This window comes from Mycobacterium sp. NGS39 (genome assembly GCF_059812765.1).
The window spans coordinates 56742-72724 of sequence record NZ_JCALDH010000006.1 but is presented as its reverse complement, the minus strand read 5'-3'; the positions used below and the strand labels follow the sequence as shown (position 1 = coordinate 72724).

Sequence of the window (15983 nt, the reverse complement as noted above, 5' to 3'; positions counted from 1 at the left end):
TCCGTTGGTCTCCTCAGGTTCGGTTCGTCTGCAGGCCAAAGCGTACGTGCCGCCGACGCGCTTTCGGTCTCTGGTCAGTCTTTGGTGAGTCGGTCCGGCTCGTCGGCGACGTCCGTCTCGGTGATGTCGACGCTGTCGTCGTCCTCGTCGGGCTCGATGCGGTCGCGGATCGCCAGCTTCATCCAGGTGGTGACCACGCCCGGCGCGATCTCCAGGTCGACGGTGTCGTCGGTGATGCCGGCGATGGTGGCCTGCAGGCCCGACGTGGTGTGCACGCGGTCGCCGACGCGCAGCGAGTCGTGCAGGTCGATCGTGGCCTGCAAGGCCTTCCTCTGGCGTCGTGAGGCCATGACCATGAATGCGCCCAGGATGATGAGCAGCGGTAAGAAGACGATCAGCTGTTCCATGAGGGCACGTTCTTTCCTTGAGTGCAGGTCGGTAGGCCCGAACGGGCAGTGCACAGGGCCTCGCAACAGACCAGTGTGCCATCTGCGACGGTCGCGCCCGTCGGCCCGTCGGTCCGTCGCGATTTACAGCCGTGGTTTCACGCTCCGCGCGTCAGCCGGCGGTAGTGGTGGTTTCCCGGCGTCGGTTGAACAGCCCGCCGAAGCGACGACGCCGCGGCTGGTCTGCGGGCACCGGTGCGGTGACACGCTCGCCCTCTGGCGCGGTCGTTGCTGTCGTCTGGTCCGCGGACCCCTCGGCCACGACCGGCGTCGGCTGAGTGATCGGACGCTGCGCGTACTGGACGTCGCGCACCGAGCGAATCGACAAGCGGCCCAGCGCGAGCGCGCCGAGGAACACGATCAGCGCCCCCAGCCCGGTGAAGTAGGTGAGGTCCAGCGCCGCGTACTTCGCGTTGGTCGTCGCCAAAGGCCGGCCCACGTCGCCGATCCTGAACACGTCGGAGAGCGGACGCCCGACGACGAACCAGGCGCCGGCCAGCACGGTGATCCAACCGCCCAGCATTGCGGTGGCGCGGTTGCGCGAGCTCAGCAGCAGCAGGCCACCGAGCACGGTCGCGGCGCCGGGCAGTACCTCGAGCCAGCCGCGAGGCGAGGTCCACGTCCATTCCTGGTTCGTGCCCCACGCGAAATCGAAGTACGGCCCGATGAACGGAATCAGCGCCCCCCACGCGCCCAACAGAATCAGCAGAAATCCGCTTGCCGCGCCGCGGCTGCGCGGGATTCGCATCCTCGCTCCTCGCACCGGAGCGCCGGTGTCCGATTCGTTCATGACGTCTCCTTTGTCGTAATCCGCCATGAGTACCCCGATCTGGGCGGCCCGTAACCGTAACTTCGCAGGTCAGGCGACAGGTGACGACCGCTCTGACACCGGCGCGAAGAGCATCACGAGGCCGATCACAAAAATCCAGACCAGACTGGACACCGCCGCAAACACCGGAATCCACAGATGCAGCAGCGGCAGGATGCCCAACACTCCGAGCCACGCCGCCCACTTCGGCAGCACGGCCGTCTGCCAGATCACCACCGACGTCGCGAAAATCATTGCGACGGCGCCGATTTGGCAGTAGTGGTAAAGCCACGTCGACAACGTCAGAAGCGGCTCGTTGAATTCGGTGATCGTGGCATCCCCGAACCGCACCACCGCCGCCGGATAAGCCACCTCGGCAGCGAACCCGCCCGCGGTCAGCGCAAAGAAGAACGCACCGCCGGCCAGCGCGGTGTACGACGCGGCGCTGGGCCCGGATGCCTGGCGCAGCATCGCCACCAGCACACCCAGGAACGCCAGCCCGAACAAGATGTGCAGCAGCGGCACCACGCCGTTGGCGGCGACGAAGGCCGAACCGCTGTCGTAATAGTCGCGGGCCGCCTGCGGGGTGCGCGGAGCGTCGGGCGATCCGACGATGTAGGCCGGGACCATCGCCAGCGCGCAGATGACGCCGAACGCTCCACCGATCCTGACCGTCGTGCTGTCCACCGTCGCCTCCTCCCGTCAGGCCGGCTAGAGCGCGTCGAACAGCCCGGCCTGTCCCAAACCGTGCACACCGCTGGGCGGGGTCATACCCAGATGCGTCCAGGCCAACGCCGTCGCGACGCGTCCCCGTGGGGTGCGGGCGATCATCCCGGCCCGCACCAGAAATGGCTCGCACACCTCCTCGACCGTCGCCGCTTCCTCACCGACCGCCACGGCCAACGTGGACACCCCGACCGGGCCGCCGCCGAAGCTGCGGATGAGCGCCGCCAGCACCGCGCGGTCGAGCCGGTCCAGGCCGAGTTCGTCGACGTCGTAGACCTCCAGCGCCGCCTTGGCGACGTCGCGGGTGACCACCCCGTCGGCGCGCACCTCGGCGTAGTCGCGGACCCGGCGCAGCAGCCGGTTGGCGATGCGCGGCGTGCCCCGAGATCGCCGGGCGATCTCCGCGCCCGCGTCCGCGTCGAGGCTGATCCCGAGGATGCCCGCCGACCGCGCCAGCACCGCCTCCAGCTCGCGCGGCTCGTAGAAGTCCATGTGCGCGGTGAAGCCGAACCGGTCGCGCAGCGGGCCGGTGAGTGCGCCGGAGCGGGTGGTGGCGCCGACGAGCGTGAACGGCGCGACTTCGAGAGGGATCGACGTGGCGCCGGGTCCCTTGCCGACGACGACGTCGACGCGGAAGTCCTCCATCGCGAGGTACAGCATCTCCTCGGCCGGCCGCGCGATGCGATGGATCTCGTCGATGAACAACACGTCGTGCTCGAGCAGGTTCGACAGCATCGCGGCAAGGTCGCCGGCCCGTTCCAGTGCAGGCCCCGACGTCACCCGCAGCGAGGAGCCCAGCTCGGCGGCGATGATCATGGCCAGCGACGTCTTGCCGAGCCCGGGCGGCCCCGACAGCAGGATGTGATCCGGTGTGCCGCCGCGGTTCTTGGCGCCTTGGATGACCAGCTGAAGCTGCTCGCGGACCCGCGGCTGGCCGATGAACTCGTCGAGCGAGCGGGGCCGCAGGCTGGCGTCGATGTCGCCTTCGCCGACGGTCAGCGCCGCCGAGACCTCGCGCTCGTCGTCGTCGCCCGGCTCGAAGCGGCTCACTTACTTCTTCCTAACAGCGAAAGTGCCGCCCGCAGTGCGCTGGACGTGGTGGCGCCGTCGCCGCCGGCCAGCACCGCATCGGTGGCCTCCTCCGCCTGTTTGGCCGCAAAGCCAAGTCCCACAAGGGCTTCCACCACTGGTGCGCGCACCGCATGACCGTTGGTGACGGGGGCACCGGCCGTCGCGGCGGCACCGACCTTGTCACGCAGTTCGAGCACCATGCGTTCGGCGCTGCGCTTGCCGATGCCGGGCACCCGGGTGAGTGCGGTGACGTCGCCGTCGGCCAGCGCCTGTCGCAGCGCGGGCGCCTCGTGCACGGCCAGCGTTGCCATGGCCAGCCGGGGCCCGACGCCCGACACCGACAGCAGGGTCTGGAAGAGGTCCCGTGAGTCGGTGTCGGCGAACCCGTAGAGCGTCATCGAATCCTCGCGCACGATCATCGCCGTGACGAGCCGGGCCTCGGTGCCGCGCCGCAACGTGGCCAACGTCGACGGTGTGGCGTTCACCCGGTAGCCGGCCCCGCACGCCTCGATGACGGCGTGGTCGAGGGCCACCTCGAGGACTTCCCCGCGGATCGATGCGATCATCTGGCCGCCTTCAGCTTGGCTTCGAAAGTCTTGCGCTGCTCGGCTGCCCGTGCCTGCACCTCGGCCATCCGGGCCAGCATAGGCGCGCGCCAGCAGTGACAGATCGCCAGCGCGAGCGCGTCGGCAGCATCAGCGGGTGTCGGCTTGGTTTGCAGCGCAAGGATTTTCGTGACCATCGCGGTGACCTGCGCCTTGCCCGCACCGCCGCTGCCGGTGACCGCCGCCTTCACCTCGCTGGGCGTGTGGAAGTGCACGTCGATACCGCGGCGGGCGGCGGCCAGGGCGATCACTCCCCCGGCCTGGGCGGTGCCCATGACCGTCGCCACGTTCTGCTGGGAGAACACCCGCTCGACCGCCAGCACGTCCGGGTGGTGAGTGTCCATCCAATATTCCGCGGCGTCGCTGATCGCCAGTAGCCGCTGCGGCAGGGGCATGTCGGTGGGCGTGCGCACCACGTCGACGTCGAGCGCGATCACCTGCTTGCCGCCCGCGCTTTCGATCAGTGACAGCCCGCAGCGCGTCAGCCCCGGATCCACTCCCATGACGCGCACGCGCCGCCCTCCGTCGATGCCGAACAACTGTTCGACGAAACCTTAGCGGGTTGACCCGACAAGTCCGGGCAACGACACGTGTCCGTTCGCGCGGTTCAGATCAGCGGCGCGCTCCAGCGAACCCTGGTTCCGCCGTTCGCCGATGCGCTGATGTGGCAGCTGCCGGAGACCTGTTCGGCGCGCCGCTGCATGTTGTTCAGCCCACTGCGCCGGTCGATTTGGGCGGGTATGCCGTGCCCGTCGTCGGTGATTTCCAGGACGAGTTCGTCGGCCACGGTGATTTCGACCGTGACGCTGGTGGCCCCCGAGTGCCGGACGGTGTTGCTGACCGCCTCGGTGACCACCGCTTCGGCGTGGGCGGCCAGCTGCGGACCGATCGCAATCAACGGACCCACCACCCGCAGTGTGGTCGCCAGGTCGGTGTTCTCGGTCATCTTGGTGAGCGCCGACTGGATGCGCTGGCGCAGATCGCCGCTGATGTCTGCGGACGCCTGGAGGTTGAAGATCGCAGTGCGAATCTCGTCGATCACCGACTGCAGCGTGTCCACCGTACGGTTGAGCCGGGATGCGATCTCCGGTGATCGCGAAATCGCAAGTGTCCCTTGCAAATCCATGCCGGCAGCGAAGAGTCGCTGAATGACGTGGTCGTGTAGGTCGTGTGCGATGCGCTCGCGATCCGCCAAGATCGTGAGCTCGCGGCTGCGCTCGTGGGCCTCGGCCAACGTCAGCGCCATCGCAGCGTGGTCTGCGAAGTCGGCCATGAGCCCCATGTGGACGGCGTCGAACACCGGTTGGTGAGCGTTGCGGGCCACGGCGATGACGCCGGTCACGGTGTTCTGCACACGCAGCGGCATCACGATCGCCGGCCGCTGGCCCACGTCGGTGAAACCCGGAATCGGGTGGCGCAATGAGTCGGTGATCACTGGAGCGCCCGAGCGATAAACCGCACCCGTGGTCGATTCGCTCACCGGGACGCGCTGGCCGATCACCTCAGACGAGTGCACGCCGACGGCCGTCGAGACCACCAGCGTGTCCACTTCGGCGGCAGGCTGATCGGGCGTTTCCGGGACCAGCACGATCGCCTGTTCGGAGTCGGTCAGTTCCCGGGCGTGCTCGGCGACGAGGCGGAGTGCCCGGACGTGAGGGTCGGCTCCGGACAACAGCGCTGTGGTGATCTCGCGGCTGGCCCGCATCCACTTCGCCGACGCCCGTAAGCGTTCGAACAGCCGTGAGTTGTCGATCGCCACCCCGGCTGCCGACGCGAGCGCGCGGGCAGCGATCTCGTCCGATTCTTTGAACACATGGTCCGGCCGGTCGTCTGCCAGGTAAATGCTGCCAAAGATCTTGCCGCGGATGGTGATTGGCACTCCCATGAATGCCCGCATGTGCGGATGATGCTCAGGGAAGCCGACCGCGGCACCATGGTGCGCCACCTCGTCGATACGCACGGTGTCGTTGCGGTACATCGGCAGCCCCAGCAGCCCTTTGCCCACAGGCGGGTGGCCGATTCGCTTCGCCAGTGCGTCGTCGATTCCGGCATGCAGGAACTCCGCTATCTTGCCGTCGGCGCTTCGAATCCCCAGACCTGCGTAGCGGGCACCGGTCAGTCGCTGCGCGGCGGTCATCACCCGGCGCAGCGTGGAATCCAGGTTGAGGTCCGACCCGATTTCGACGACCGCCTCGAGCAGCATGTCCATCTGGTCGCGGGCGTTCTGAAGCTCGTCGAGCTGCTGGCGGATACGGTCGAAGAGGCGATCGCGCGGCCGATCAGAGTCTGACGTAGTCCGCTTGCTCGTCACGACCCCACCTCTCAGGCGCGTCGTCGATCCCGCTTACCTTAACTCACCTTGAACTCACGTAGCAGGCCTTCGACGCCATCGCAGGTTTGCGACCAGGCCGCTACTCCTCGTCGAGTTCGGCCATCACCTCGTCGGGGATATCGGCGTTGGTGTAGACGTCTTGGACGTCGTCGCTGTCTTCGAGCGCGTCGACGAGCTTGAGCAGCTTGCGCGCGCCTTCGGTGTCCAGCGGCACGGTGACCGACGGCTGGAACCCGGCTTCGGCGGACTCGTAGTCGATGCCGGCCTCCTGCAGCGCGGTGCGCACCGCGACGAGATCGGACGGCTCGGTGATGATCTCGAAGCTATCCCCGAGGTCGTTGACGTCCTCAGCGCCGGCGTCGAGTACCGCGGCCAGCACGTCGTCTTCGGTCAATCCGTCCTTAGGCAGCGTCACCACACCTTTGCGGGAGAACAGATAGGACACCGATCCGGGGTCGGCCATGTTGCCGCCGTTGCGGGTCATCGCGACGCGCACCTCGCTGGCGGCGCGGTTGCGGTTGTCGGTCAGGCATTCGATCAGCACGGCGACGCCGTTGGGTCCGTAGCCCTCGTAGGTGATGGTCTGCCAGTCGGCGCCGCCGGCTTCCTCGCCGGCGCCGCGTTTGCGGGCACGCTCGATGTTCTCGTTGGGCACCGAGCTCTTCTTGGCCTTCTGGATCGCGTCGTAGAGCGTCGGGTTGCCGGCCGGGTCACCGCCGCCGACACGGGCGGCCACCTCGATGTTCTTTATCAACCGGGCGAACATCTTGCCGCGGCGTGCGTCGACGACGGCCTTCTTGTGCTTGGTCGTGGCCCACTTCGAATGGCCGCTCATCAGTGATTACCTCCCGTGACAACGGGACGAGTCTACGTGGGCGCGATTCCGGCGCCGCCGCGCTGCCGGTGCTCCGGCAATTGCCCGAGTGAGGAGTTAGGGCGCGGTTTCGGCCCCGGGGCGTGTCACAACCCGACGTTTGGGGCCGATGCGCTGAGTTCCTCGAAACGAGCGAGCGCGGCGTCGAGTCAGCGGAAGACTGTGCCCGCACCCGATGCCTGCCGCGACTGTGCGTTTTCGTACGGCCTGACCGGTGTGTCGCATACGAAACCGCACACTCGGCGCTATGCCCGGCCGGTGACGATGTCGACGAACAGTCGGTGCACCCGCCGGTCCCCGGTGATCTCCGGATGGAACGCAGTGGCCAGCGTCCGGCCCTGTCGCACCGCGACGGGATGACCCGCAGCCGAAGCCAACACCTGCACGCCTGGTCCGACGCGTTCCACCCACGGCGCCCGGATGAACACCGCGTGCACCGGCCCGTCGAGCCCGTCGAACGGAATGTCTTCCTCGAAGGAGTCGACCTGACGCCCAAAAGCATTGCGCCGCACTGTCATATCGATGCCCGACAGCGGCAGAGCGCGGCGGCCGTCGGCGCCCGCGTCCACGATGTCGCTGGCAAGCAGGATCATTCCGGCGCATGACCCGTACACCGGCAGGCCATCCGCCACCCGCTGACGCAGCGGCTCCAGCAGCTCGAACTCCGCGAGTAGGTGACTCATCGTGGTGGACTCCCCGCCCGGGATCACCAGCGCGTCGACCGCGTCCAGTTCAGCCCGGCGGCGCACCGTTGTCGCCTCCGCGCCCGCTTCCCGTAATGCCGCCAGGTGCTCACGCGTATCGCCTTGCAGCGCAAGCACTCCGACGTGTGGATCGCTCACGGCTTGTAGTTGCGCGGGTAGCGGGTCAGTCCTTCCTGCATCACGGCCGCCACCATCTCTCCGTACTGGTTGAAGATCTTGCCCTGGGTCAGCGATCGCCCGCCGCAGGCCGAGGGCGACGACTGGTCGTACAGCAGCCATTCGTCGGCGCGGAACGTACGCATGAACCACATCGCGTGATCCAGCGACGCGACCTGCAGATGCTTGCGCTCGGCGCGGTGGTTGACCTGTGCGGACCCGAGCAGCGTGAGGTCGCTCATGTAGGCCAGAGCACAGATGTGCAGCACCGGGTCGTCCGGCAGCGGATCGCGATGCCGGAACCACACTTGCTGCTGAGATGCCTTGCCCGGCAACGTCTTCAGCTTGGCGCGCGGCACGATCCGCAGATCCCATTCACGGAACTGGGTCCAGCCGTCCGCGTCGATGTAGTCGGTCTCGTGCACCTCGTCGAGCTCGTCGGGTGCCGGCGCCACGGGCATGGCGTCCTGGTGCTCGATGCCGCTCTGGTCGGTCTGAAACGAGGCCGACATCGAGAAGATGGTCTCGCCGTGCTGGATCGCGTTGACCCGCCGGGTGCAGAACGAGCCGCCATCGCGCAGCCGCTCGACCAGAAACACGGTGGGCGCCTTGGGATCTCCGGGTCGAAGAAAGTAGCCGTGCAGCGAGTGCACCAGGAAATGCGGGTCGACGGTGCGCACCGCCGACACCAGCGATTGCCCGGCGACATGGCCGCCGAACGTGCGCGTGGGCACACCGGGCCCGACACCGGCCATGCGGCCGCGATAGATGTTGACCTCGAGCTGCTCCAGATCCAGGATCTCTTCGATCGCCATACCGCTGGGCTACCAGCCCCGCTGGGCGAGTCGGTGCGGCTGCGCGATCTCCTCGACGTTGATGCCGACCATCGGCTCTCCGAGCCCGCGCGACACCCGGGCCAAGACGTCCGGGTCGTCGTAGAACGTGGTCGCTTTGACGATCGCGGCCGCCCGCTGGGCGGGGTCCCCTGACTTGAAGATCCCGGAGCCGACGAACACGCCCTCGGCGCCGAGCTGCATCATCATCGCCGCGTCCGCCGGGGTGGCGATGCCGCCGGCGGTGAATAACGTCACCGGCAGCTTGCCCGCCCGGGCGACCTCGACCACCAGCTCGTAGGGGGCCTGCAGTTCCTTGGCGGCGACGTACAGTTCGTCGTCGGAAAGCGATGCGAGACGGCGGATTTCACCACTGATGGCCCGCATGTGGGTGGTGGCGTTCGAGACGTCGCCGGTGCCGGCTTCACCCTTGGACCGGATCATCGCCGCGCCCTCGTTGATCCGGCGCAGCGCCTCGCCGAGATTGGTCGCGCCACAGACGAACGGCACCGTGAACTTCCACTTGTCGATGTGGTGGGTGTAGTCGGCGGGAGTGAGTACCTCTGACTCGTCGATGTAGTCGACGCCGAGGCTCTGCAGGATCTGCGCCTCGACGAAGTGGCCGATGCGGACCTTGGCCATCACCGGGATGGTGACCGCGGCCATGATGCCTTCGATCATGTCCGGATCGCTCATCCGGGACACACCGCCCTGCGCGCGGATGTCGGCGGGCACGCGCTCCAGCGCCATCACCGCGACGGCGCCGGCACCCTCGGCGATGCGGGCTTGCTCAGGCGTGACGACGTCCATGATCACGCCGCCCTTGAGCATCTCGGCCATGCCGCGCTTGACCCGCGCGGTCCCGGTCTGCCCGTGCTCCACTGCTGCTCTCCCGTCGGTAACCCGTGGTACCGCATCAGTCTAGTGGGTGGGCACCAGCGCTTTTCGCGTCGAGACTGCGTACAGATCGCAGAATCCGCGCGGATCGCGATCTGTACGCAGTGTCAGCGGGCAAAAGTCAGCGGATCGGCTGCGGCTCGCGCGCTTGTGTACCTGTGTCGGCGATGGCGTTGGCCTCGGCCAGCAGTTCGGCGAGCTGCTCGGGGTAGACCGCCTGCCCTGCGGCCACCAAAGCGGCGATGTCAGAAGAGTCACACCACCGATACCCGTGGATGTAGCGCCGCTCGAGCGCAGTGCGGCCGGTGGTCGACGGGTCGAACCGCTTGGTGCGGTACACGAAGAACAACTCGTGACTGCGCACGACGGCATTGTTGAAATCCAGGATCGCGTCGCGCCGCCACACCGGGCCGACCATGTCCGCGGGGTCGGCCCGCAGCCCGGTCTCCTCGAACACCTCGCGTGCCGCCGCAGCGCGCACGTCCTCGCCGGGGCGGATCTGACCTCCGACCGTGAACCACCAGGTGGGTGCGTCGCCGTCGCCGCGGGCCGGGTCCGACCCGCAGAACAGCAGCACGCGCCCGTACTCGTCGAGCAAAACCACTCGCGCCGACGTGCGCACGGTCACCGCGCCGTCGTCGCCGTCGACAACCTGCGCGCGCTCCGCGATCTCGAAATACGTTGGCAGCGGCGCCCTTCCGCCAAGCCGCAGCCACCGCACCGCACGGCGCTCGCGTAGCGCCAAGGTGTCGCGGACTGCGTCGTTGTGGAACCGGCGGGCCAGCAGCACCCGCGCCTCCGCGTCGGCGAGCTCGGCGATCAAGGCCGGCCGCAGTACCGCGGTGTCGACCATCGCCAGCTCGGCGGACAGCTCGTTCTCGGCGGTCTCGCGCGCGGCCCGTGGCGCGCGTTCGGCGGCGTCGGCCAGTGCGGTCAGCCGCCGCCCCCGCTCGCTGTTGCCGTATGCGTCCGCGGCCACCGCCCGCGCGACCACCGCACGGCGCGCCAGTGCGGCGTCCAGCGCCTGCCAGGACAGGTCGTAGCGCACGTGCAGCCGGTCCAGCCGGTTGGCGGTCTGGTACGCCCACACCGCGACGACGACGACCATCACCAGCGCAAGCGCCGCGGCTGCGACGAGCCAGACGGTCAACTGGCCACCTCGACTTTGGCGCCCGTCGCGGCGACGGTCTCGTAGACCCGCATGATCTGCTGGGCCACCACCGACCAGTCGTAGCGGCGCACCGCGACCCGGCCGGCCGCGACGTAGCGCTCCCGCAGCGCGTCGTCGCTGAGCACCTCGATCAAGCCGGCGGCCAGCGCGTCGGCGTCATCCACCGCCACCAGCCGGCCTGCCTCGCCGTCGCGCAGCACCCGGCGGAACGCGTCGAGGTCGCTGGCCACCACGGCCGTGCCGGCGGCCATCGCCTCGACGAGCACGATGCCGAAGCTCTCGCCGCCGGTGTTGGGGGCGCAGTACACGTCGGCGCTGCGCAGCGCGGAGGCCTTCTCCGCATCGTCGACCTGGCCGAGGAACCGCAGATGGTCGGCCAGCGGACCGGCTTCCTCGCAGAGTTCGTCGGCGTCGCCGCGGCCGACGACCAACACCTGCACGTCCGGGAACTTCTCCACCAGCGCAGGCAGCGCACGCAGCAGCACGTCCATGCCTTTGCGGCGCTCGTCGAACCGGCCGAGGAACAGCACAGTCTTGCCTGGGCGTGGATAGCCTTGCAGCAGAGGGGCATTCGCGAACGACGCTACGTCGACGCCGTTGGGGATCTCCACCGCGTCGGAGCCCAGCGCCTCCATCTGCCACCGCCGCGCCAGGTCGGACACCGCGATGCGGCCCACGATCTTCTCGTGATACGGCCGCAGAATCCCTTGGAACACCGACAACGTCAGCGACTTGGTGGTGGACGTGTGGAAGGTCGCGACGATCGGACCTTCGGCGGCCTGCAGCGCCAGCATCGACAGGCTGGGCGCGTTGGGCTCGTGCAGGTGCAGCACGTCGAAGTTGCCCTCGGCCAGCCAGCGCTTGACCTTGCGGTGGGTGGCCGGGCCGAACCGCAACCGCGCGACGGAGCCGTTGTACGGGATCGGCACGGCGCGGCCACCGGAGACGACGTAGTCGGGCAACTTGACGTGTGACGACGACGGCGCCAGCACGCTCACCTCGTGGCCGCGGGCGCGCATCACCTCGGCCAGCTGCAGCACGTGCGACTGCACGCCGCCCGGAACGTCGAACGAGTACGGGCACACCATCCCGATGCGCATCAGGAAGTGTCTCCCGGGGCAGCGAGCAGCGCCCGTCGCTCGTCGGACAGATCCGCGAGCCACAGCGGCTGCATCATGTGCCAGTCCTCGGGGTGTGCAGCGATGTCGACGGCGAACTGGTCGGCCAGCGCCTGCGTGATTGCGCGGACGTCACCAGAGCTCACGTCGATTTCCGGGTTCACGCGGATTCCCCAGCCGTCGCCCTCGAACCAGCAGTGCGCGGGAAACAGTGCGGCGCCCGTTTCGATGGCCAGCCGCGCGGGCCCGGCGGGCATGCGAGTGGGCTCGCCGAAGAACTCCACCGGCACGCCGCTGCGGGTGAGGTCCCGGTCGGCCATCAGGCATACCACGCCGTTGGCGCGAAGTCTGTCGACCAGCACTTCGTAGGGCGGCCGCTGACCACCCGACAGCGGAAGAACTTCGAAGCCCAGCGTTTCGCGGTAGGCGATGAACCGGCGATACAGCGATTCGGGTTGGAGCCGTTCGGCGACCGTGGTGAAGGTGCCGCGGTTCTGCACCAGCCACACGCCGGCCATGTCCCAGTTGCCGCTGTGCGGCAGCGCCGCCACCGCGCCCCGACCGGCGTCCAGCGCCGAGAACAGGTTCTCGATCCCCGGCACGGACAACTCCCGGCCGATCTTCGCGTGGTCCATCGACGGCAGCCGGAACACCTCCCGCCAGTAGCGCGCATACGACGCGAGGGAGGCCCGCATCAGCGCGTCAGGCACCTCCGGCGCGGGCACACCGATCACCCTGGCCAGGTTCTTGCGCAGCTGTTCGGGACCGCCGCCCAGCGAGGCGTAGAACGCACCCGCGTCAAATGTGCTGCGGGCCAACACATCCGGCATCGCCCGGACTACGCGCCAGCCGGCGGCGAAGCCCCAGTCGGTGACCTGCTGGCTCAGCTTGAAGCGCCGGTTGGGGATGAGCCGAGGGGTCGTCGGAATCACGGCTCGCTTTTCTCCCGGTTCTCGATGGTGTCAGTCGCCCCCGAAGACGACCGCACGGTGTGCAGCCGCTGGGCCACGGTGATCAGGCTCGCCGCCGCCAGCACCCACATCGCGATCGGCAGCGCCCACGGCAGCGGGAAGAACGGGAAGTCCGACAGCCCGGCACCCGCCAACACGATGATCAGCCGCTCCGGCCGTTCGATGAGCCCGCCGTCGCCGCGCAGTCCGGTGGCTTCGGCGCGGGCCTTGATGTAGGAGATCACCTGCGAGGTGACCAGGCAGATCAGCGTGGCCACCACCAGCGACGGGCTTTCCAGCCCGAACGCCGCCCACCACAGCAGCCCACAGAACACCGCGCCGTCGGCGATCCGGTCGCAGGTCGCGTCCAGCACCGCCCCGAACCGGGTGCCGCCGCCGCGTACCCGCGCCATTGCGCCGTCGAGCATGTCAGCGAGCACGAACAGCCAGACGGCGACGGCCCCCCACCACAGCTCGCCGATCGGGAAGAGGGTCAGCGCGCCGATCACCGACGCGGCGGTGCCGATGATCGTCACACTGTCGGGGGTCAGCCCAATGCGCAGCGCGGCCCTGGCCACCGGCGTGGAGAGCTTGACGTACGCCGCGCGTGTCATCAGGTAGAAATTGCTCACCGGTCCACCCCCCGTCGCTACGCCTTCTCGGACTGTTTCGCCCATTCGGTGGCCAGCAGCTTGCGGGTGTCGCGCAGCAGCTGCGGAATGGTCTTGGTGCCGCCGATGATCGTGATGAAGTTCGCGTCGCCCACCCAGCGCGGTACGACGTGCATGTGCAGATGCTCGGCCAGCGAGCCGCCCGACACCTTGCCCAGGTTCAGCCCGACGTTGAAACCCATCGGCCGCGACACCGCCTTGATCACGCGGATGGCCTTCTGCGTGAACGCCATCAACTCCGCGCTCTCGGCCTCCGTGAGGTCTTCCAGCTCGGAGACCATCCGGTATGGCACCACCATCAGATGCCCGGGGTTGTACGGGTAGAGGTTGAGCACGGCGTACACGTGCTCGCCGCGGGCCACCACCAGGCCCTCCTCGTCCGACAGCGTCGGGATGTCGGTGAACGGTCGCTCGGCCGCGTTGTCCCGCTTGACCGGCGCTTCGGCGATGTAGTTCATCCGGTACGGGGTCCACAGCCGTTGCAGGTGGTCCGGCTCTCCCGCACCGCGGTCGACGATAGTCTTGTCGCCTTCGGCCGCTTCGCTCACGGCTTCACCAGATCTGCTGTGGGAGAAGCATTCTCACGCCGCTGCACCCAGTCGGCGATCGCGTCGACCGCTTCGGCTGCCGGCACGCCGTTGAGCTGGCTGCGATCGCCGAACCGGAAGCTCACTGCGCCGGCCTCCACGTCGCGATCGCCGGCCAGCAACATGAACGGCACCTTCTGGTTGGTGTGGTGCACGATCTTCTTGGCCATCCGGTCGTCGCTGGTATCCACCTCGGCCCGGATGCCGCGCGACGTCAGCTGCGCCACAACATCTTCCAGGTATGCCACGTGGTCGTCGGCAACCGGGATGGCGACCACCTGCACCGGTGACAGCCATGCGGGAAACGCCCCGGCGTAATGCTCGGTGAGGATGGCGAAGAACCGCTCGATCGACCCGAACAGCGCGCGGTGGATCATCACCGGCCGCTGCCGCGTGCCGTCGGCGGCGGTGTATTCCAGCCCGAAGCGCTCGGGAAAGTTGAAGTCCAGCTGGATCGTCGACATCTGCCAGGACCGGCCCAATGCGTCGCGCGCCTGCACCGAGATCTTCGGGCCGTAGAACGCCGCGCCGCCGGGGTCGGGCACCAGCTCCAGGCCGGACGCGGTGGCGACGTCGGCCAGCGTGGACGTCGCTTCCTCCCATGCCTCGTCGGAGCCGACGAACTTGTCCGGATCCTTGGTGGAGAGCTCCAGATAGAAGTCGGTGAGCCCGTAGTCGCCGAGCAGTTCCAGCACGAACCGCAGCAGTGAGGCCAGCTCGTCGCGCATCTGCTCACGCGTGGTGAAGATGTGCGCGTCGTCCATCGTGAACCCGCGCGCCCGGGTCAGGCCGTGCACCACGCCCGACTTTTCGTAGCGGTAGACCGTGCCGAATTCGAAGAGCCGCAACGGAAGTTCCCGATATGAACGTCCGCGCGCCCGATAAATAAGGCAGTGCATGGGGCAGTTCATGGGCTTGAGGTAGTAGTCCTGGCCCGGTTTGCGCACAGTGCCGTCGTCGTTGAGTTCGGCGTCGAGGTGCATCGGCGGGAACATGCCGTCGGCGTACCAGTCGAGGTGGCCGGACGTATGGAACAGCTGCGCTTTGGTGATGTGCGGGGTGTTGACGAAGTCGTAGCCCGCCTCGATGTGCTTGCACCGCGAATACTCCTCGAGTTCGCGGCGCACGATGCCGCCCTTGGGGTGGAAAACCACCAAGCCCGAACCGATTTCGTCAGGAAAACTGAACAGGTCCAGCTCGGTACCGAGCTTGCGGTGGTCACGCCGCTGCGCCTCTTCGAGCAGCTGCAGGTGCCGCTCGAGCGCCTCCTGCGATTCCCACGCCGTGCCGTAGATGCGTTGCAAACTGGCGTTGTTCTGGTCGCCGCGCCAGTACGCCGCCGAGCTGCGGGTCAACTTGAACGCCGGGATGTAGCGCGTGGTCGGGATGTGCGGGCCACGGCAGAGGTCGCTCCAAACCGCTTGGCGCGTACGGGGATTGAGGTTGTCGTAGGCGGTCAATTCGTCGCCCCCGACCTCCATCACCTCGGGGTCGCCGGACTTGTCGTCGACGAGCTCGAGCTTGTAAGGCTCGTCGGCGAGCTCTCGGCGCGCCTGCTCTTTCGACTCGTACACGCGGCGGGAAAACAGCTGCCCCTCTTTGACGATCTGGCGCATCCGCTTTTCCAGCGCTTCCAGATCCTCGGGGGTGAACGGCTCGGCGACGTCGAAGTCGTAGTAGAAGCCGTCGGTGATCGGCGGCCCGATGCCGAGCTTGGCCTCAGGGAACATGTCCTGCACCGCTTGGGCCAGCACGTGCGCCGCTGAGTGACGGATGACGCTGCGGCCCTCTTCGGTGTCGGCGGCGACGGGCACGACCTCGACGTCGGTGTCGGGTGTCCAGCTCAGATCGCGCAACCGGCCCTCGGCGTCGCGCACCACCACGATCGCGTTCGGCTCGCCGCGGCCGGGCAGGCCCGCGTCGCGCACCGCTGCCCCCGCGCTGGTCCCGGCAGGCACCCGAACCGGGGCTGCAGGGCTGACACGTGGGGCGGCAGTCATCGCGAAATCTCCAGTCTCAACAGTGTTCGATCGC

The 15983-nt window shown here is 68.2% G+C and carries 17 protein-coding genes; all 17 read right to left on the bottom strand.

Features of this window, described 5'->3' with window-relative positions:
* Positions 1 to 74 precede the first annotated feature (74 nt).
* The gene (gene yajC / locus AC5Y39_RS10335) at positions 75 to 407 is read right to left on the bottom strand and encodes a preprotein translocase subunit YajC (protein ID WP_500017356.1); all 333 of its coding nucleotides are present in this window, start codon (positions 405 to 407) and stop codon (positions 75 to 77) included.
* 151 nt (positions 408 to 558) lie between these two features.
* Positions 559 to 1236: a hypothetical protein gene (locus tag AC5Y39_RS10330; protein WP_500017358.1), complete on the bottom strand. Its 678-nt coding sequence runs from the start codon at positions 1234 to 1236 to the stop codon at positions 559 to 561.
* A gap of 69 nt (positions 1237 to 1305) precedes the next feature.
* On the bottom strand, positions 1306 to 1941 hold the full coding sequence (locus AC5Y39_RS10325) for a hypothetical protein (RefSeq protein WP_500017360.1): 636 nt from the start codon (positions 1939 to 1941) through the stop codon (positions 1306 to 1308).
* Between the two features lie 24 nt (positions 1942 to 1965).
* Positions 1966 to 3030 carry a Holliday junction branch migration DNA helicase RuvB gene (ruvB, locus tag AC5Y39_RS10320; RefSeq protein ID WP_500017362.1) on the bottom strand — a complete coding sequence of 355 codons (1065 nt, stop codon included), beginning with the start codon at positions 3028 to 3030 and terminating at the stop codon, positions 1966 to 1968.
* A complete protein-coding gene (gene ruvA / locus AC5Y39_RS10315) occupies positions 3027 to 3617 on the bottom strand; it encodes a Holliday junction branch migration protein RuvA (RefSeq protein WP_500017364.1) in 591 nt (196 codons plus the stop codon). The genes ruvB and ruvA overlap by 4 nt, the downstream gene beginning before the upstream one ends.
* A complete protein-coding gene (ruvC, locus tag AC5Y39_RS10310; protein ID WP_500017366.1) occupies positions 3614 to 4168 on the bottom strand; it encodes a crossover junction endodeoxyribonuclease RuvC in 555 nt (184 codons plus the stop codon). The genes ruvA and ruvC overlap by 4 nt, the downstream gene beginning before the upstream one ends.
* A 95-nt stretch (positions 4169 to 4263) precedes the next feature.
* Positions 4264 to 5865: a GAF domain-containing sensor histidine kinase gene (locus AC5Y39_RS10305; RefSeq protein ID WP_500017523.1), complete on the bottom strand. Its 1602-nt coding sequence runs from the start codon at positions 5863 to 5865 to the stop codon at positions 4264 to 4266.
* 202 nt (positions 5866 to 6067) lie between these two features.
* Entirely contained in the window at positions 6068 to 6823 is a 756-nt protein-coding gene (locus tag AC5Y39_RS10300) for a YebC/PmpR family DNA-binding transcriptional regulator (RefSeq protein ID WP_500017368.1), read from the bottom strand.
* Positions 6824 to 7107: 284 nt separating this feature from the next.
* Positions 7108 to 7704 (bottom strand): pyridoxal 5'-phosphate synthase glutaminase subunit PdxT, encoded by a 597-nt coding sequence (gene pdxT, locus AC5Y39_RS10295; protein ID WP_500017370.1) that lies wholly within the window; start codon positions 7702 to 7704, stop codon positions 7108 to 7110.
* On the bottom strand, positions 7701 to 8537 hold the full coding sequence (gene tesB / locus AC5Y39_RS10290; protein ID WP_500017372.1) for an acyl-CoA thioesterase II: 837 nt from the start codon (positions 8535 to 8537) through the stop codon (positions 7701 to 7703). Before tesB ends, pdxT begins: the two co-directional genes overlap by 4 nt.
* Before the next feature lie 9 nt (positions 8538 to 8546).
* Positions 8547 to 9437: a pyridoxal 5'-phosphate synthase lyase subunit PdxS gene (gene pdxS, locus AC5Y39_RS10285; RefSeq protein WP_499912399.1), complete on the bottom strand. Its 891-nt coding sequence runs from the start codon at positions 9435 to 9437 to the stop codon at positions 8547 to 8549.
* Between the two features lie 136 nt (positions 9438 to 9573).
* Entirely contained in the window at positions 9574 to 10560 is a 987-nt protein-coding gene (locus AC5Y39_RS10280) for an NUDIX hydrolase (RefSeq protein ID WP_500017525.1), read from the bottom strand.
* 38 nt (positions 10561 to 10598) lie between these two features.
* A complete protein-coding gene (locus AC5Y39_RS10275) occupies positions 10599 to 11723 on the bottom strand; it encodes a glycosyltransferase family 4 protein (RefSeq protein WP_500017374.1) in 1125 nt (374 codons plus the stop codon).
* Entirely contained in the window at positions 11723 to 12649 is a 927-nt protein-coding gene (locus tag AC5Y39_RS10270; RefSeq protein WP_500017527.1) for a phosphatidylinositol mannoside acyltransferase, read from the bottom strand. The genes AC5Y39_RS10275 and AC5Y39_RS10270 overlap by 1 nt, the downstream gene beginning before the upstream one ends.
* 20 nt (positions 12650 to 12669) lie before the next feature.
* Positions 12670 to 13323, bottom strand: coding sequence for a phosphatidylinositol phosphate synthase (pgsA, locus tag AC5Y39_RS10265; protein WP_500017376.1), 654 nt, complete (start codon positions 13321 to 13323; stop codon positions 12670 to 12672).
* 17 nt (positions 13324 to 13340) lie between these two features.
* The gene (locus AC5Y39_RS10260; RefSeq protein ID WP_499912408.1) at positions 13341 to 13910 is read right to left on the bottom strand and encodes an ATP adenylyltransferase; all 570 of its coding nucleotides are present in this window, start codon (positions 13908 to 13910) and stop codon (positions 13341 to 13343) included.
* On the bottom strand, positions 13907 to 15949 hold the full coding sequence (gene thrS / locus AC5Y39_RS10255) for a threonine--tRNA ligase (protein ID WP_500048214.1): 2043 nt from the start codon (positions 15947 to 15949) through the stop codon (positions 13907 to 13909). Before thrS ends, AC5Y39_RS10260 begins: the two co-directional genes overlap by 4 nt.
* Positions 15950 to 15983 lie beyond the last annotated feature (34 nt).